This window comes from Lysinibacillus sp. NPDC093210 (assembly GCF_044753985.1).
GTDB lineage: Bacteria > Bacillota > Bacilli > Bacillales_A > Planococcaceae > Lysinibacillus.
In genome coordinates this window covers 52,276-68,542 of sequence record NZ_JBIVOE010000003.1, presented here as the reverse complement: position 1 = coordinate 68,542, position 16,267 = coordinate 52,276, and the positions used below count along the sequence as shown (strand labels likewise).

Genomic DNA, 16,267 nt, shown 5'->3' with positions numbered 1-16,267 from the left:
AGAGGGGGGACTAAAAAATGGATAGTTATTATGCAGTAATTTTCACATCACAGCGGACGAATGGCGACAACGCTGGGTATGCAAAAATGGCAGATACGATTGAGGCATTAGCAAAACAACAGCCGGGTTTTCTTCGTGTTGAGAGCACAAGAAATCATGAAGGGCAAGGAATTACGGTATCGTACTGGGAATCGCTAGAAGCAATCCGAAATTGGAAAGACAATGCCAAGCATTCTGTAGCGCAACAATTAGGAAAAGAAAAATGGTACAGTCATTATCATGTAGAAATATGCCAAGTTATGCGTGCCTACTCTTTTCAAGGTGAATGAGAAAGTCGAAAGGAAAACGAGAAAATCCGCTGCACCTATAAAAAGGTTACGCGGATTTTTTCTTTGTCTACTTTCAAATCAAAGGGCATCCAACTAGCATCTAGTAATCGTAATGTTATTTTCTCCAACCTCTTTATATGCACGGTGGTCGATTGCACCAGCAACAGCTTCAAACGGAATCGCACGTCGTATTCCTGCTGTAACGAATTTTTTAGCTTGGATGACTGCATCCTCAACGCTAAGACCTTGTGCTAATCCTGCAGTAATCGCTGCAGAGTATGAACAACCTGCACCATTTGTATGAATTGTATCAATACGAGGAGCTTCTAATGTTAGCATGTGTATTCCATCAAATAAAACGTCCGTTGCGGGACCTTCGAGGCGACCGCCTTTCACAAGTACGTATTGGGTACCAAGCTTATGTAAATAACGGGCAGCATCCTGTAAATCACTGATAGTAGTAAGGCTTCTCCCCCCGAGTAAATACTCGGCCTCAGGCATATTTGGTGTCATAATGGTAGCGTGAGGTAATAACTTATCTTTTAAAGAGGTCATGGCACCATCCTCCATTAAGGCTGTCCCTACTTTACCAAACATAACAGGATCAATGACGATATGTTTGACTTGAGCGGTAGGGAGCCAGTCCGCCACAAGCTCAATAATGTCTTTGGTGAATAACATGCCTGTTTTTAAAGCATCTATGCCAATTTGTGACGCAATTGTATGAAGTTGTGCCTCAATAACTTCTAGCGATTGTGTATAAACACCTTGCTTTTTATCAGGGTGCGTGGCCACGAAGGCAGTAATGGCAGATGTGCCGTACACACCTAGTTCTTGAAAAGTTTTTAAATCTGCTTGAATACCAGCCCCACCACGCGCGGCGGAACCAGCAATTGTACATGCTTTTTTCATAGTAAATGTACTCCTCTTCTTGTTGCTTTAAGCTTTTTGATTGTCGATGGATTAAAAAATGTTTGAATATTATTTTAATTTAATATTAATTGTCGTTAATTTGAAATAGCCAGATAGCACAGTTTTTATAATGTCAGTTTAATCATACTGACTAGGCAATCGAATTCGCAGCGCTAAGTTACATTTTGTTTATAGCGATTCACAGGAATATTGCCAAGTTTACGCCAAATTGTTTCAACGGGTCCTTGGTTATATTTTTGTAACCATAATGTTGAAAATCCAATCATAAATAATGTAATGCCCAGCCAAGATGCATATATTAAAAGCAGGTTATAGTGTTTGGAAAGACCAAGACCCCAATTATAGAACAAAAAGGATGAAACAATGTTTTGGGTAATATAGCATGTAAGCGCCATTTTCCCAACGTTACTAATATATTGTTGTGTTTTGACAAACTTTTGGTGGCGAGCGATTAAGAAAACAAGGCCTAAATAGCCTAGTGATAAGATAGGGGCAAAAACGTAGCGGTCTAAAACGACTAATTGGACGCTGAATAGCGAGAGAGCATTTAATGGGATGCCAATGCCTAGCCCAATCCATAGTAGGCGGTTTTGTAGCCGAATACCACATTCATCCATTTTTAATATACCTTTTCTTACGAGGAAGACGCCAAGTAAAAATAAGAAAACATTCATAGGTAAAATCATAATGGCTTCAGAGCGTAATACCCAAAAATGTTCCAGTCGGTAGACGACTTGTTCCCACCATGTAAATCCGGATATTTCGGCTAATTGATTTTCATATCGAATTAATGCTTGTTCAGTTAGATTATGTTCAGCAATAATATTGGCATAAGGATTATTTGGAAATAACATCCTTGCTAGCCTAGAAGACATAATCTCATTAATGAACCCTTGCCCGACTTGGTAAAGGACATGAATAGCACCAGAACAAAACATACATATTTTCATTATTCTCTCGGATCGTTGGATGATAAACGCAACAAGGATAGCTGTTAGGGAATAACTCATCAGTACATCAAATTCAAATACAAAAATATAATGAAGAAACCCATCAATAAAAAGTAAAATCATTGACCATAGATAAAGTCGAAACCATGGTAGTCCTCTATTTTGGAAACTCGTATATTTCAATTGCATGCCAATACCGAACATAATCGTTAATAACCCCAGAAATTTCCCATTAGTCAAATAATCAGAAATTTTAGATATGTATGAGCCGATAATTGAAATTTCGGCTTCCTCTACTCCCTCTATTGAATAGTTGGCAGACCCAAAAATCCAAATATTTGTTCCAAGTGTGCCAATAATTGCGAGTCCTCTAGCGACATCTAGTAATTTTATTCTCTCCATAAAAAACACCTCTTATCAGTTTATATAGAATTAATAGATTGTCATGTAGCTTTCATAATTAATAAACGACAAGAGAAAAGGAAGGGTTCGATAAAATGAGCATTTTATTGTATTGAAATAGAATAAATGTGTTTTAAGTGGTGGGAGATACTGATAGAAAATAAAAAAGCACCTTTGAGAGGTGCTTAAAACATTTGTGGTAATAAGTCATTTATAAAGTGTCGATTTTTACGCAACCAAATTTTTAAAATAATCCGATGAGTTAATAGCTGATGCCTTTTATTTGGTCTGTTTTTTGCTTCGAGTAAACTTTCTAGTAAAATACACGTTTCCGTAGCATACGCTTGAGGCTCCACTAGTACATCAAGTTTATAATCAATTAAGTGAGCTGCTTGTACTTTCGCGAGCAGTTGAGCAAAGAGGGTAGTCATTTCTTGATAGGCTTCGTCCAGTTCTAAGTCAATTAATGTATATAAAGTATGTTTTATTTCAGCTTCCAACGCTTTGAGCTGTTCAATTGTAGCTTGTGCTTGTGTCAAAATATCACCTCTTGAATGTATAGGACATTATGCCAACATGTAAAAACCAAGTGCAGCAAAGAGCAATCCTATTAATACTGTACTACAAATATAGGCTAAAGCTAGTCCCCATTTTTTCTTTTCCACTAGTTGTAGCATTTCAAAGCCGAACGTCGAAAAAGTTGTGTAAGCACCTAAAAAACCGATACCTAAGAAATGCCATAATGCTTCACTTGGATGGCTACCAAATAAAAGACCAAGGACAAAAGAACCTGTAATGTTGATAATAAAGGTTGCCCAGGGATAGGTACTGACAATCCATTTTCCTAAGTAAAATCTTGTTAACGCACCTAAAAAACCACCTATGCCTACCAGGATCATTGTATTCTCCCCCTTGCAAGTAAAGCACCAAGCCAAGCGCAAGCCAAACCACCAAAAATGCTAATTAAACAATAAGAAAGGGCTTGTCCCCATTGGTTATTTTCTATCAGTAAAAGTGTTTCTACAGAAAAGGTTGAAAAGGTTGTGAATGCTCCTAAAAAGCCTGTACCAATGCAAAGTACGAGTGGTGTACGGTTAGTAAAAGTCGTAAAAAGGTAGGCTAAACAAAAGCACCCAACTAAATTAATAAAAAGTGTTGTAGTTGGAAAGTTAGCGGTGTTGGGAAGTAACACGCTGAGGGAATAGCGGGCCATAGCGCCGAAAAATCCACCTATACCTATTGCCAAAAACGTTTTCAATTTCAAAGACTCCTTTAACTTAAAAGGTCATTTATTGTTTGTAATCGATAGGGAACTTACGAATAAAAGTCCATTATTTAGATTCTCTACTACTTCTTATTGTATCAAGGACTTAGGTAGGATGGTAGCTATTCGAAAGTAAGTTTTAACGTGACGCCCCCATTTTTCTGATTCAAGCAATTCACTACTTTAAAGCGTTAATTATTTCCTCTAAAATATAAAAAATAACAGTTAGAATGTTGACAATTATTTCAATAATATGATAATCTTCAATAACACTATAACAAACAAAACAAACAAAGGAGGGCATGACAATGATGGTTTTAACAGTACAAAACAAAAGCACAGCTTCATACATTGTCCATGTCTAACGTTGTTATTTATTATGCAATAAAGGGTATGGGCGCACCTTACCTTTTATTAAGAGACACATGCTCTTTTGAGGGGATGTGTCTTTTTTTATTGCAAAAAAATTGTAGTGAATTAAAAAAGGAGTGTATGTCGTATGCGTAACATCACAAGGAAATTAATTTTCAACAAGGAATTGCTAGACAGTGGGTAGCGAAGATTTAATGTATTTGAGAAAGAAGGTTATGAAAAATGTTTGATGTATTAAGCAAATTAAGCTGGTTTTTCAAGCAGTATTGGAAGCAATATACAGTAGCGATTGTGCTATTAATGATTGCTAGTGCTTTAGAGGTTATTCCCCCTTATTTACTTGGGAACATAATTGATATTTTAACAGCAGGCACAATGACAACTGCAATTTTAACGAAGTATATTTTGATTTTCGGCGGCATTATAGTTGGCGGCTATGTATTAAATTTTGTATGGCAATTTCGACTATTTGAAGGTGCTATTAACTTAGAGAAAATTTTGCGTCGCAATTTAATGCAACATTTTTTAAGGATGACGCCTACTTTTTATGAAAAAAATCGCACGGGTGATTTAATGGCACGTGCTACGAACGATTTAAATGCTGTGTCACTCACAGCGGGCTTTGGGATTATGACACTTATTGATTCAACTATTTATATGGGATGTATTATTTTTGCTATGGGCTTTATGATTTCATGGAAATTAACCATTTTTGCCATGTTACCAGTGCCTATTATGGCGATCCTTATACAATATTTAGGGAAAATTGTGCATGAGCGTTATATGAAGGCACAAGATGCCTTTGGCGAATTAAATGATAGTGTTCTCGAGTCTGTAGCAGGCGTTCGTGTTGTACGAGCATATGTCCAAGAAAAAAAGGACGAAGCAGCATTTGCGGAGATGAGTGAAACCGTTTATGAAAAAAATATGCATACTGCGAAAATAAATGCCTTATTCGGACCAATTACGAAAGTCGGAACAGGCATTAGTTATGTTGTGGCACTCGGTTACGGTGCACACTTAGTATCTACTGAGGCGATGTCGTTAGGGCAACTCGTCACGTTTACTGTCTATTTAGGATTAGCAGTTTGGCCAATTTTTGCAATCGGAGAACTTATTAATGTAATGCAGCAAGGGAATGCCTCATTGGACCGTGTACAGGAGACATTGCGCTATGAAGCAGATGTGCAAAATATTGCTACACCTCAACTGGTAGCTGCTCCGCATGCCATTGGATTCGATAATTTAACCTTCCAGTATCCAATGAGTCAGGTAAAGAATCTTCAACAAATTTCGTTGTCACTAAAAAAGGGGCAAACACTAGGTATTGTTGGAAAGACAGGTGCTGGAAAGACGACCTTCCTGCGACAATTACTACGTGAATATCCAATTGAAGCGGGACAGTTATCAATTGATGGGATTGATATAACATCACAAACAAAGGAGCAATTACTCGATTGGATTGGGTATGTGCCTCAGGATCATGTGTTATTCTCTCGAACAATTAGAGAAAATATTTTATTTGGGAAAGAAGATGCAACAGAAGAAGAGCTGAAACAAGCGATTTATGCAGCGTATTTTGAAAAAGATTTAGCGCATCTCCCAATGGGGCTTGAAACACTTGTTGGCGAAAAAGGCGTATCACTTTCAGGTGGTCAAAAGCAGCGTGTGTCAATTGCTCGTGCGCTAATAAAAGACCCTGAAATTTTAATACTCGATGATTCGCTTTCTGCTGTAGACGCTAAAACAGAGGCGAAAATTATAGAAAATATTCAGCGAGAACGACAGGATCGAACGACTATTATTACAACCCATCGTTTGTCGGGAATTCAACATGCAAATCTGATTATTGTGCTTGATGAAGGGCAAATCGTAGAGCAAGGAACACATGAACAGCTCCTTTCACAACAAGGCTGGTATAAAGAGCAATTTGACCGTCAACAGCTAGAAGGGGGTGCCTCATGAGTACGAGTCAACGATTAACTCGCTATGCGATGTATTTTAAAAAACCAATATTACTAGGCTTATTTTTCTTAACAATTGCAGTATTTACCGAGCTTGTAGGGCCATTTATTGCGAAGCATATAATCGATAATTATATGACGATTGGTAAATTAGAAATAAAGCCGATTACATGGCTGTTAATACTGTATTTAATATTGGCGATTGCAACAGCAGTATTACGTTATTTTATGTATATTTATTTACAAATGGGAGCAAACCGCGTTGTTCAAAAATTACGTAAGGACGTGTTTGAACATATTCAAACATTGCCGATTCAATATTTTGATAACTTACCTGCAGGGAAAATCGTGGCACGCGTGACGAATGATACTGAGGCAGTACGTAATTTATATGTACAGGTGCTCTCGAATTTCGTAACAAGTTTAATCTCAATTTTGGGAGTCTATGTAGCGCTGTTCATTTTAAATTGGCAAATGGCCTGTTTAGCATTAGTAATGGTGCCAATTATTTATGTATGGATGATTTTATATCGTAAATTTGCTTCGAAGTATAATGATGTTATTCGAACTAAAATTGCCGATATCAATGCGATGATTAACGAATCAATACAAGGTATGACAATTATTCAAGCATTCCGCCGTGAGCAGCAAATGACGAAGGAATTTGACGATATGAATAATGAGCATTATGCCTATGAGCGTAAATTATTAGTGCTAGATTCGGCGACTTCATTCAATTTAGTGAATACGTTAAGGCTTTTAATGTTTACCATTTTTATTTTCTACTTTGGGACGCAGTCGATGACGACAACAGAAATGATTTCTGCAGGGACATTATATGCATTTGTCGATTATTTGACGAAATTATTTAATCCTATTACAAACATTGTCAATCAATTTTCTCAGCTTGAACGCTCGCTCGTTGCAGGGAAGCGTGTGTTTGAGGTGTTAGATATAGACGGTGAACCCGTATCTGAAGTAAGCCTTCCAAGATATAAAGGGAATGTCGTTTTTGAGGATGTTTCCTTTGCTTATAAAAACGATGATTATGTTTTGAAAAACTTATCTTTTGAAGCTCATCAAGGGGAAACGATTGCGCTTGTAGGTCATACTGGGTCAGGGAAAAGTTCCATTATGAACTTATTATTCCGCTTTTATGATCCTTCTAAAGGAAAGATTTCAATCGATGGTATTGATATTACAGCGGTCGCGCGTCAATCAATGCGAGAGCATATGGGAATTGTATTACAGGATCCATATTTATTTACTGGATCGATTGCTTCAAACGTGAGCTTAAATAATCCGAAAATTTCACGTGAAAAAGTTGAGGAATCATTAAGAGCAGTTGGTGGTGATCGGGTCTTAGCAAACTTGCCTAATGGTTACGACGAACCAGTAATTGAAAAAGGAAGTACATTATCTTCAGGTCAGCGACAACTAATTTCCTTTGCACGTGCACTAGCGTTTGATCCGGCAATATTAATATTAGATGAAGCAACATCTAATATCGATACAGAGACAGAAGAAATTATCCAACATGCAATGGAAGTTTTGAAAAAAGGTCGAACAACGTTTATCATTGCCCACCGTCTTTCAACAATTAAAAATGCGGATCGTATTCTGGTATTAGACCGTGGAGAAATTGTTGAGCGCGGTACGCACGAGGAGCTATTAGAGCTTGGTGGAATTTATGAAAAAATGTATCAGATGCAGGCTAACTCATTGCAGTAATTATAGTGAGTACGACACTTCTAGAGGATACCCAACGAAGGAGAGATTCGTTTGTAACCAAATAGTATATAACTTGAGCCCCACTTTATTAAGTGGGGCTCAAAGTGTCTACGAAAGGCATCAAGAAAGCTCGCTCTTATTGCCTTTTATTTTGTTGATTGGAGTGGAGGGCAGATGCCAGGCACTCAAACAATTTCCATACACTAGCAAAGTGTTTTTATCTTAACATGTAAAAATTCCAGAAGACTCCTTCGGTATTCAGTGTGCCCGCGGAAAGCGTCCGCCCGTAGCGGAGATTAACGAAAGTAATCCACTTTTTAAGAAGTGCTTTTCACATTTTGATAGATATTGATAAAAAATAAAAGGACAGAAAGTGCAACCGCTATGCCGCCACCTGATACGAACAGCTCAAATAACCAACGTGGAACATCTAAATAAACCATCATCATACCAACTAAAAGGAACGGTAAACCGATATTATAAAGCCAAAACTGAGCCTTTGCGAGCCCTGTTTCTGCTGCTTCTTTAAAATTAGAATAAACTAAACCTATGAATCCCGTAGTCAGCCAACCTACTACACCAATATGAGCATGTGTCGCCTTCCACTGAAGTTCAACAGTATAATGCATAAATAGGCCAAAAGCGAAAACCAACATTAAATAGAGAATCGAAATCTTTATCCATTTTGCTCCCATTGCAAACAACCCCTTTCCTGAAAGTGATTTAGCTAGCTACTATAGTCTATTCTTGTCGAACGAAAATGATGTCTGTCCACATATACGGAAGTCATGATTGTCGAACAATTGAAAAAACGCCGAGATTTTCTTAAAATAAAGGATATATAGTGTATATTTACCAATAGGAGGAGCTATGAAAAAGAAAATTATTTTTATTGCAGTGCTTTTATTCATGTATAGTTGTGGTGCAATGACATTTGTAGATCAAGCATGGGCGAATGAGCAAACGATGGCTACAAAAATTAACACCGTAATCGCTAAAAACTGGAAAGACAATGAATATAGTATTACGGTACGAGATATTAACAATGGCAATGTATTATACAATAATCATGGTGAAAAAATGATACGTCCCGCTTCCACCCATAAATTACTTGTTAGTGCTGCCGCATTAGATTTACTTGGTCCTGATTACCGCTTTACAACGAAGGCGTATATCGATGGTCCCGTTGAAAATGGTGTATTACAAGGAAATATTTATTTGCAAGGTGGTGGAGATCCTACACTGCTACCTGTCCATTTAGAATCATTTGCCAATGGGCTAAAAAAATTAGGCATTACTAAAATTACAGGTAAATTGATAGCGGATGATACATGGTTTGATGATGACCGATTAGCAAAAGGTATTGTTCCAGAGGATGAGGCATTATCTTATGCATCTCGTATTTCGGCTCTGACGCTTTCACCAAATGATCAGTACGATGTCGGCAATGTCCAAGTTAAAGTGACTGGCACAAAAATTGGACAAGCTACAAGTGTTCAACTTTTCCCACATGCAAGCACAATACCGATTGTTAACAAAGCAAAGGTTATAAAAAAGGGTGGGAAATCGACTATCAATATTACGAGAGAATATGGAACAGATCGTATTGTTGTCACAGGCAATTTACCTGCAGGGACAGAGAAAAATACATATGTGACCGTTTATAATCCAACATTGTATACACTGGATGTATTACGAGAAAAATTAGTAGCAAAAGGTATTCAGCAAATGCCTCTCGACATAGGAAAAGTTCCAGATAATGCGCAACGAATAGGAATATCCAATTCAATACAATTAAAAGATATCAATTTTCGATTTTTAAAGCTAAGCATTAACGGTATGGGAGAAATGTTGACGAAGCAAATAGGAAAAGAACTTCTTGGAGAAGGAAGTTGGTCGGCAGGTATACAGGCAATTCGTACATATGGAATAGATACTGGACTGAATATGGATCAATGGTACTTTGAAGATGGCTCTGGCTTAAATCATCAGAACCGTGTAAGTAGTATGCAGGAAAGCTTATTATTATATAAAGTTCGTAATAAGTCCTGGTACTTCTCCTATTTGGACGCCTTACCGCATGCAGGCCGAAAAGGTAAATTGGTTGGGGCTACATTAGAAAATCGCTTGAAAGGTTATAGTGTTTCAGCTAAAACGGGCTATATAACGGGAACTTATGCGTTAAGTGGCTATGTTCAAGGAAAAAGTGGTAAGTGGTATATTTTTAGTATTTTAACACAAGCCAATAAAGGCTCAGCTATAACCACTATTGATGAAATAGTAAAACAAATTGCAAATGAAATGTAAAGGGTTTCAAAAAGTTGAGCAAACTAGTTTAACAAAAAATAATTTAGTGATAAACTATTCAATGGATTTAAGAAAAGGAGATGTTTATCCATGGGTAAATTACAAGACAAAGTCGTAATTATTACTGGCGGTGCAGGTGGTATCGGTAGTGGTATGGCAAAAGCAATGGTAAAAGAAGGAGCTATCGTAGCAATTGTTGATTTAAATGAAGAAACAGGGAAAGCAATGGAAAAAGAATTGCAACAAATTTCTCCAAAATCAATGTTTTTACAAGCAAATTTAATGGATCGTGCTAATTTGCATAAAATTATCGATACAGTTGTTGAAAAATACGGTAAACTAGATGTATTAGTTAATAATGCACATGCTTCTAAGCAAGCAACTATTGAAGACACAACACAAGCTGATTTAGATTTATCATTTGATACTGGTTTCTACCCAACATTTTATTTAATGCAAGCAGCATTACCGCATTTAAAAGAGTCAAAAGGAAATGTTATTAATTTTGCTTCTGGCGCGGGTCTTGCTGGACATGAAACACAAGGTGCATATGCGGCTGCAAAAGAAGCAATTCGTGGTATTTCTCGTGTGGCGGCAAATGAATGGGGACGTTTCGGTATTAATGTAAACTTAATTAGCCCAATTGCGAATTCACCAGGTGTACAAGCATGGGCAAAAGCACAACCAGAATATTACGAAGCTGTTAAAAGTAAAATTCCTATGGGACGCTTTGGTGATGTTGAAGAAGACATCGGCCGCGTAGCAGTATTTTTAGCATCAGAGGACTCACAATATATCACAGGCCAAACGCTTATGGTTGACGGTGGCTCTATTATGCTTCACTAATATTCTCGGATGTTCGAGGAGGATTTTTTTGGCACAGACAAGTATTTTTAAACTCATTCATATGATTGATCAGATGAATAATGCGAATATTATACGCTTTACGAAAGCGTTTCCGTATCCGTTAGGTATTTCACCAATTTTAGTTTTAAGTGAACTAAAAATAAAAGGTCCTCAAAGACAAGCTGAATTAGCGGAAACGATTGGGTATACAAAAGGTGCTATGACAAGTATTGCTGAAAAATTAGTAAAACTGGGCTTAGCAGAAAGACTTTACGATGATGCCGACAGACGTACAATTCGTTTGCAGATTACCGAAGAAGGTGTAGGTGCTTTAATAAAAGCGCAAGAGGTAGGGAAGGAAGTATTTATTCAACTTTTTGAAGTATTGAATGATGAAGAAATTGCACAATATTTGTCTATTCAAGAAAAGTTAGTGCAAGGAATTCACGATAGAGCTTAATAGCGCTTCTTTTAGGAGTGGCTCAAACTGCAGACAAAATATCTTGAGGATTTACTTCCTAAGATATTTTGTCTTTTTTTGTAGGACAGGTTTTTCGCGCTTCCTTCTTTTAGAACCAAACCTTGATTACTAAAAATCTATAAAAGTTTAATTATAGGATAATAATCATGTTCGTTATTTATTTTCAGAGTAAATATATTCACTTTATTACATAACTTTTGATGCAATATATTGGTCCTTTTTTGGAAAAATTCATAAAATCGACAAAAATAGCTTTATAATTTACTGAAAATTTGCTATTCTAAACGATACACAAAGGAATTTTTCACTCATACATAATGCTGAAGGGGAATATCGAAAGACATGTCAATTAAATTAAAACTTTATCTAGCATTTGCTTTACTATTTATTAGCATTATTGGAATATCTATAAACGGATATTTCGATTTAACGAACATGAAAAATGAATACAACCATATCCTTGATTCTCAGGTAGAACAAATTTATATCGCTTCTGATTTACAAAGTAATACAAAGCAACAAAGTATTTATATTCAACAGTATATAGAAAATGGCAATGTGGATACGTTACAAAATTTCCGTAGTACGCAACTAAAAATTCAAACAGGTATCGGTCAATTAAAAGACATCATCGATGATGAACAATTGCTGGAAGTCAACGAGAAAATGCTAGAAGGCAAAAAATCCTTTGATAAAGTAGCAGAAACAATTATTACGGCTGTTGAAGCAGGCGATTCATCGACTGCACGAGAATTATATGATCAGCAATTATGGCGACTAAATAGTTTAATGGGTAGTGTTGCTAATGAAATGTTAGCATTTAATAAAATGAAATTTTCAGAGGTTGCCAACGATGCAGAGCAAAAGGTACATAAAAGTGCGCTAACAGCCGTTGTCATTGGATTAATTACAATAGGTATTTGTATATTTTTCAGTATTTTAACGGCAGTGAAAATAGCTAATCCACTAAAAACGATGGCCACTGCAGTCAAGCAAATTGCAAAAGGCGATTTGACAATACAAAATTTACAAGTCACTTCTAAAGACGAGATTGGTACATTAGCGAGTGCTTTTAATGAAATGAAGCAATCTATTCAATCATTAATTCGCGCTTCTGGTGAAACTGCTAATGATTTGTCTGCTGTTGCTGAGGAATTGACTGCTAGTACAACGCAAGTTGCTACTACTTCGAATAGCGTTGCTGCTTCAGTCGAAGATATCGCATCAAATTCTAAGATTTCTTCGACCGTTTCCAATGAAGCTTCTCTTGCAATAAACGATACAACTGAAGGTATTCAGCAAATTGCTGATGCTACACATTCCGTGCTTGGCAAGGCAAGACAGACAAAGGAAACTGCGGATGTAGGGCAGGTTACGATTGAACAAGCAAAGCAACAAATGAATACGATTTATCATTCTACTAAAGAGACAACAGCGCTTATATCCAAACTTACATATCAGTCTGAAGAAATTCAAAATATAACAAAAGTAATAACGGATATTACAGAACAAACTAATTTACTTGCACTAAATGCGGCCATTGAAGCGGCGCGAGCAGGAGAACATGGAAAAGGTTTTGCTGTTGTGGCAGATGAAGTACGTAAATTAGCTACCCAATCAAAAGAATCGGCACATATCATCGTTCAGCTCACATCAGATATTTTACAGGAAACAAAAAACGTAGAAGCCGCAGTTTTACATGATCAACAAACTGTCGAACAAGGGGTAGAGGTCATTGAACAGGCAGGAACAGCGTTTAGCAATATTGTCAATGCTATCGAGGAGATGACGGAGGATATTACAACAGTAAGCGCAATTACACAGGAGATGACAGCTTCCTCAGAAGAAATATCAGCATCGATACAAGAATTAGATGGTCATGTTCGAAATAATGCTGAGGGCACTGAGGAAATGGCACAACAAATTGTCAAACAAGTAGCGACTCTTCAGGAAATTAACAATATTTCAGAAAGCTTAAATGACAAAGCTTTGGAATTAACAAACAGCATTGCTAATTTTAAGTACTAATGAATATAAAGATGTATATTTAGTAAATACTAGTGTACGTCTTTTTTTCGTCTAATATGCATATAAGTAGACTATATAAACTTTTTTCCAACCTAATACGTCAAATAGATGGGCAAATTTTTTATAAAGCTAGAGAGGACATAAGTATGGAAAAAAACATGAAACGCTCTAAAGAAAAAAAGAGCAAGAAGAAGATTTGGCTTTGGATAATAGGGAGCCTATTAGCAATATTTCTAATTTTTATAGGTACTGCTTATTTTACTATCCAAAAGACGATGAATAAAATAAATACACCACTAGTAGAAACTACAGATACTTCCGACAAAACGCAAAAAACAATTACGAAAAAAGAGCCTTTTTCTGTGCTGATGCTAGGTGTTGATGAACGAAAGGACGATAGTGGTCGTTCAGACACAATGATTGTTATTACAGTAAATCCTGAAAAGCAAACGATGAAAATGTTAAGTATCCCAAGAGATACACGTACAGAAATCATTGGCCATGACACAGTGGATAAGATTAACCATGCTTATGCATTTGGAGGCGTACCAATGGCCATGGATACAGTTGAAAATTTATTGGATATCCCACTCGATTATTACGTATTTATTAATATGGAAGGATTCCTACAAATAATTGATACACTTGGCGGTGTAACTATTCAAAATGATATGGATTTAACCTATGATTCGTATCATTATCCTGAAGGTGAAATTTCATTAAGTGGCGATGAAGCTCTTATTTTTTCACGTATACGCTATGAAGATCCACGAGGTGATTTTGGCCGTCAAATTCGTCAAAGACAAATTATTGAAGCGGTTATGAAAAAAGCTTCAACACCATCAATGTTGTTGAAAGCAACTGATATGCTTGATGTTGTCGGAGATAATGTCCGCATGAATTTTACTGTAAAAGATTTAATCCAGCTACAAAGTATTTATAAAAAAATGGATAATAATATTGATCAGTTATCATTTGAGGCAGGAGAGGGTCAAATGATTAATCATATTTGGTACTATATTCCGGATGAAACAGAGCTACAACAAATAAAAACAGAGTTAAAAACGCACTTAGAATAAGAGGTTGTATAGTACAAATTAGCTACAATAGTTGTAAATTATATGTCGACGAAGGGAGAGAGATGAATGAATGGGAGGACCCAGGTGCTTAGGTATACAGCATTAAATAATTGCATGCAAAGCTATGTACCTAAACGTAAAGTGCGAAAAAGTCCAGTCAAATTCATGGTGAAACAGTTACAACTATTTTGTTTTAAAATCTTTATGTAATGCTAAAAAAATCATTCAGGTAGGATGCATGCCTAGTTGAATGATTTTTTTAGTTATCGATGCAATTCAATTTTTTATTTCGTTTGAAATATCAGAAAATTAAGTGTATAATAGATTTAAGAAATGGTTGAGGGAGTGAATGTGATGATGATTGGTACAATTTTATTAGCCATCGCGTTGCCGGTAGGTATTGTTTTAGCAGTAGATTTATTTAACGAGCAACATCACTCTGCTTCATAAAGTGACCATTCTAAAAGTGAAAAAGAAAAGCAATTTCCTAGACAGAGGCTATTGAGCTTATGTCTTTTTTTCATGTCTTAGAAACATTTAGTGATATTATTCGTCAATATACAATAGAAAATGCTATACTATAAAAAAAAGTATCGGGGTATGAGTATGCAAGCAGAAAAAACGAATATGAAAAAAGAAATTCTATCCTACATTAAAATCATTGTTATTACAGCAATCGTCGTCTTAGGCTGTAAGCAATTTTTATTTGCACCGATAAAAGTACAAGGTGCTTCTATGTATCCGACATATGAGGATAAGGACATTATTATTGTAAGTAAAACGAGTAAAATTGAACGCTTTGACCAAATTGTCTTTCAATCACCTACTGAGGATGAATTATATATTAAACGTGTTATAGGACTTCCAGGGGATACAGTAGAAATGATAGATGATGTATTGTACGTAAATGGTAAGGCTTATAAAGAAGATTATGTAAATCGTCAAACAGATGATCCGAGTCAATTACGTATTACAGAGAATTTCACACTAGAAGGTTTAACAAATGAGAAAAAAGTGCCGGAAGGTAAGTACTTCGTAATGGGAGATAACCGTCTGAAAAGCTATGACAGTCGACATTACGGATTAATTGCTAAAGATGCTATTTATGGTGAAGCTAAAATAACCGTCTATCCATTTAAGCATTTTCACGTTGGCCGCGAATAGATAAACAGAAAGAGGCAGCTCTATTTTTGAGCATGCCTCTTTATTTATTCATTATTTTCTGCCAAAGATTTACAAATTTTGTGAGTTGGATAATAAACGCAAACTGTAGAATTTTCAACAGTTTCTTTTATTGGGTTTTGCTTTATGTCCAATCTAGGAGATGGTTGATCGATTGTGAGCTCTTCTACTACTAATTCTGCGCCATAAAATAGCATTAAAAAATAGCAAACTAAACCAAATATACGCAAACAATCACCCCATAACTATATGTGTCCTATTATTATTTATGGTCGAAAGACAAAAAATATAAGCAAAAATTCAAAAAAATATACAATAACTAAAATCAAAGCTTATTCAATACAATAAATGTGTGTTGGGGAATCTGAAAAGAAGAAAAATGTTGTAACGTAAAAATCA

The 16,267-nt window shown here is 36.1% G+C and carries 17 protein-coding genes; 10 read left to right on the top strand and 7 right to left on the bottom strand.

The genetic code is table 11. The features are described 5' to 3' along the window. Positions 1–17 precede the first annotated feature (17 nt). Positions 18–329 (top strand): antibiotic biosynthesis monooxygenase family protein, encoded by a 312-nt coding sequence (locus tag ACIP9C_RS09535; RefSeq protein WP_401010009.1) that lies wholly within the window; start codon positions 18–20, stop codon positions 327–329. A 93-nt stretch (positions 330–422) separates the two neighbouring features. Here the strand turns inward: ACIP9C_RS09535 and thiD are convergent, their stop codons facing one another. From thiD to crcB, 5 genes are all read right to left on the bottom strand, one after another. Then, positions 423–1,241 carry a bifunctional hydroxymethylpyrimidine kinase/phosphomethylpyrimidine kinase gene (gene thiD, locus ACIP9C_RS09530; protein ID WP_401010008.1) on the bottom strand — a complete coding sequence of 273 codons (819 nt, stop codon included), beginning with the start codon at positions 1,239–1,241 and terminating at the stop codon, positions 423–425. Positions 1,242–1,414: 173 nt separating this feature from the next. Further along, the gene (locus ACIP9C_RS09525) at positions 1,415–2,614 is read right to left on the bottom strand and encodes a DUF418 domain-containing protein (RefSeq protein WP_401010007.1); all 1,200 of its coding nucleotides are present in this window, start codon (positions 2,612–2,614) and stop codon (positions 1,415–1,417) included. Positions 2,615–2,799: 185 nt separating this feature from the next. Next, positions 2,800–3,153 carry a hypothetical protein gene (locus tag ACIP9C_RS09520; RefSeq protein WP_401010006.1) on the bottom strand — a complete coding sequence of 118 codons (354 nt, stop codon included), beginning with the start codon at positions 3,151–3,153 and terminating at the stop codon, positions 2,800–2,802. Between the two features lie 27 nt (positions 3,154–3,180). Continuing rightward, positions 3,181–3,513, bottom strand: coding sequence for a fluoride efflux transporter FluC (locus ACIP9C_RS09515; RefSeq protein ID WP_401010004.1), 333 nt, complete (start codon positions 3,511–3,513; stop codon positions 3,181–3,183). Next, positions 3,510–3,872 carry a fluoride efflux transporter CrcB gene (gene crcB / locus ACIP9C_RS09510; protein ID WP_401010003.1) on the bottom strand — a complete coding sequence of 121 codons (363 nt, stop codon included), beginning with the start codon at positions 3,870–3,872 and terminating at the stop codon, positions 3,510–3,512. Before crcB ends, ACIP9C_RS09515 begins: the two co-directional genes overlap by 4 nt. Before the next feature lie 600 nt (positions 3,873–4,472). Between crcB and ACIP9C_RS09505 the strand changes: the two genes are divergently transcribed. Next, complete coding sequence (locus ACIP9C_RS09505; RefSeq protein WP_401010001.1) at positions 4,473–6,215, top strand: ABC transporter ATP-binding protein; 1,743 nt, start codon at positions 4,473–4,475, stop codon at positions 6,213–6,215. Further along, on the top strand, positions 6,212–7,945 hold the full coding sequence (locus ACIP9C_RS09500; RefSeq protein ID WP_401010000.1) for an ABC transporter ATP-binding protein: 1,734 nt from the start codon (positions 6,212–6,214) through the stop codon (positions 7,943–7,945). The genes ACIP9C_RS09505 and ACIP9C_RS09500 overlap by 4 nt, the downstream gene beginning before the upstream one ends. Before the next feature lie 317 nt (positions 7,946–8,262). Here the strand turns inward: ACIP9C_RS09500 and ACIP9C_RS09495 are convergent, their stop codons facing one another. Continuing rightward, positions 8,263–8,640, bottom strand: coding sequence for a hypothetical protein (locus ACIP9C_RS09495; protein ID WP_401009998.1), 378 nt, complete (start codon positions 8,638–8,640; stop codon positions 8,263–8,265). 175 nt (positions 8,641–8,815) lie between these two features. On the opposite strand from ACIP9C_RS09495, the gene dacB reads away from it, so the two are divergent. The 7 genes from dacB (at position 8,816) to lepB (ending at position 15,850) form a co-directional block, all read left to right on the top strand. Beyond that, positions 8,816–10,252 carry a D-alanyl-D-alanine carboxypeptidase/D-alanyl-D-alanine endopeptidase gene (gene dacB, locus ACIP9C_RS09490; protein WP_401009996.1) on the top strand — a complete coding sequence of 479 codons (1,437 nt, stop codon included), beginning with the start codon at positions 8,816–8,818 and terminating at the stop codon, positions 10,250–10,252. 90 nt (positions 10,253–10,342) lie between these two features. Beyond that, a complete protein-coding gene (locus ACIP9C_RS09485; RefSeq protein ID WP_340824093.1) occupies positions 10,343–11,098 on the top strand; it encodes an SDR family NAD(P)-dependent oxidoreductase in 756 nt (251 codons plus the stop codon). A gap of 28 nt (positions 11,099–11,126) precedes the next feature. Continuing rightward, positions 11,127–11,558: a MarR family winged helix-turn-helix transcriptional regulator gene (locus tag ACIP9C_RS09480; protein ID WP_401009995.1), complete on the top strand. Its 432-nt coding sequence runs from the start codon at positions 11,127–11,129 to the stop codon at positions 11,556–11,558. 363 nt (positions 11,559–11,921) lie between these two features. Next, complete coding sequence (locus ACIP9C_RS09475; protein ID WP_401009993.1) at positions 11,922–13,607, top strand: methyl-accepting chemotaxis protein; 1,686 nt, start codon at positions 11,922–11,924, stop codon at positions 13,605–13,607. Between the two features lie 146 nt (positions 13,608–13,753). Then, entirely contained in the window at positions 13,754–14,686 is a 933-nt protein-coding gene (locus ACIP9C_RS09470; RefSeq protein WP_401009991.1) for an LCP family glycopolymer transferase, read from the top strand. Between the two features lie 354 nt (positions 14,687–15,040). After that, a complete protein-coding gene (locus tag ACIP9C_RS09465; RefSeq protein WP_172771884.1) occupies positions 15,041–15,136 on the top strand; it encodes a transcriptional regulator in 96 nt (31 codons plus the stop codon). A gap of 156 nt (positions 15,137–15,292) precedes the next feature. Next, complete coding sequence (gene lepB / locus ACIP9C_RS09460; protein ID WP_401009989.1) at positions 15,293–15,850, top strand: signal peptidase I; 558 nt, start codon at positions 15,293–15,295, stop codon at positions 15,848–15,850. A 44-nt stretch (positions 15,851–15,894) separates the two neighbouring features. Here the strand turns inward: lepB and ACIP9C_RS09455 are convergent, their stop codons facing one another. Continuing rightward, positions 15,895–16,098, bottom strand: a complete 204-nt coding sequence (locus ACIP9C_RS09455; protein ID WP_401009988.1) for a hypothetical protein — start codon at positions 16,096–16,098, stop codon at positions 15,895–15,897. Between the last annotated feature and the right edge of the window lie 169 nt (positions 16,099–16,267).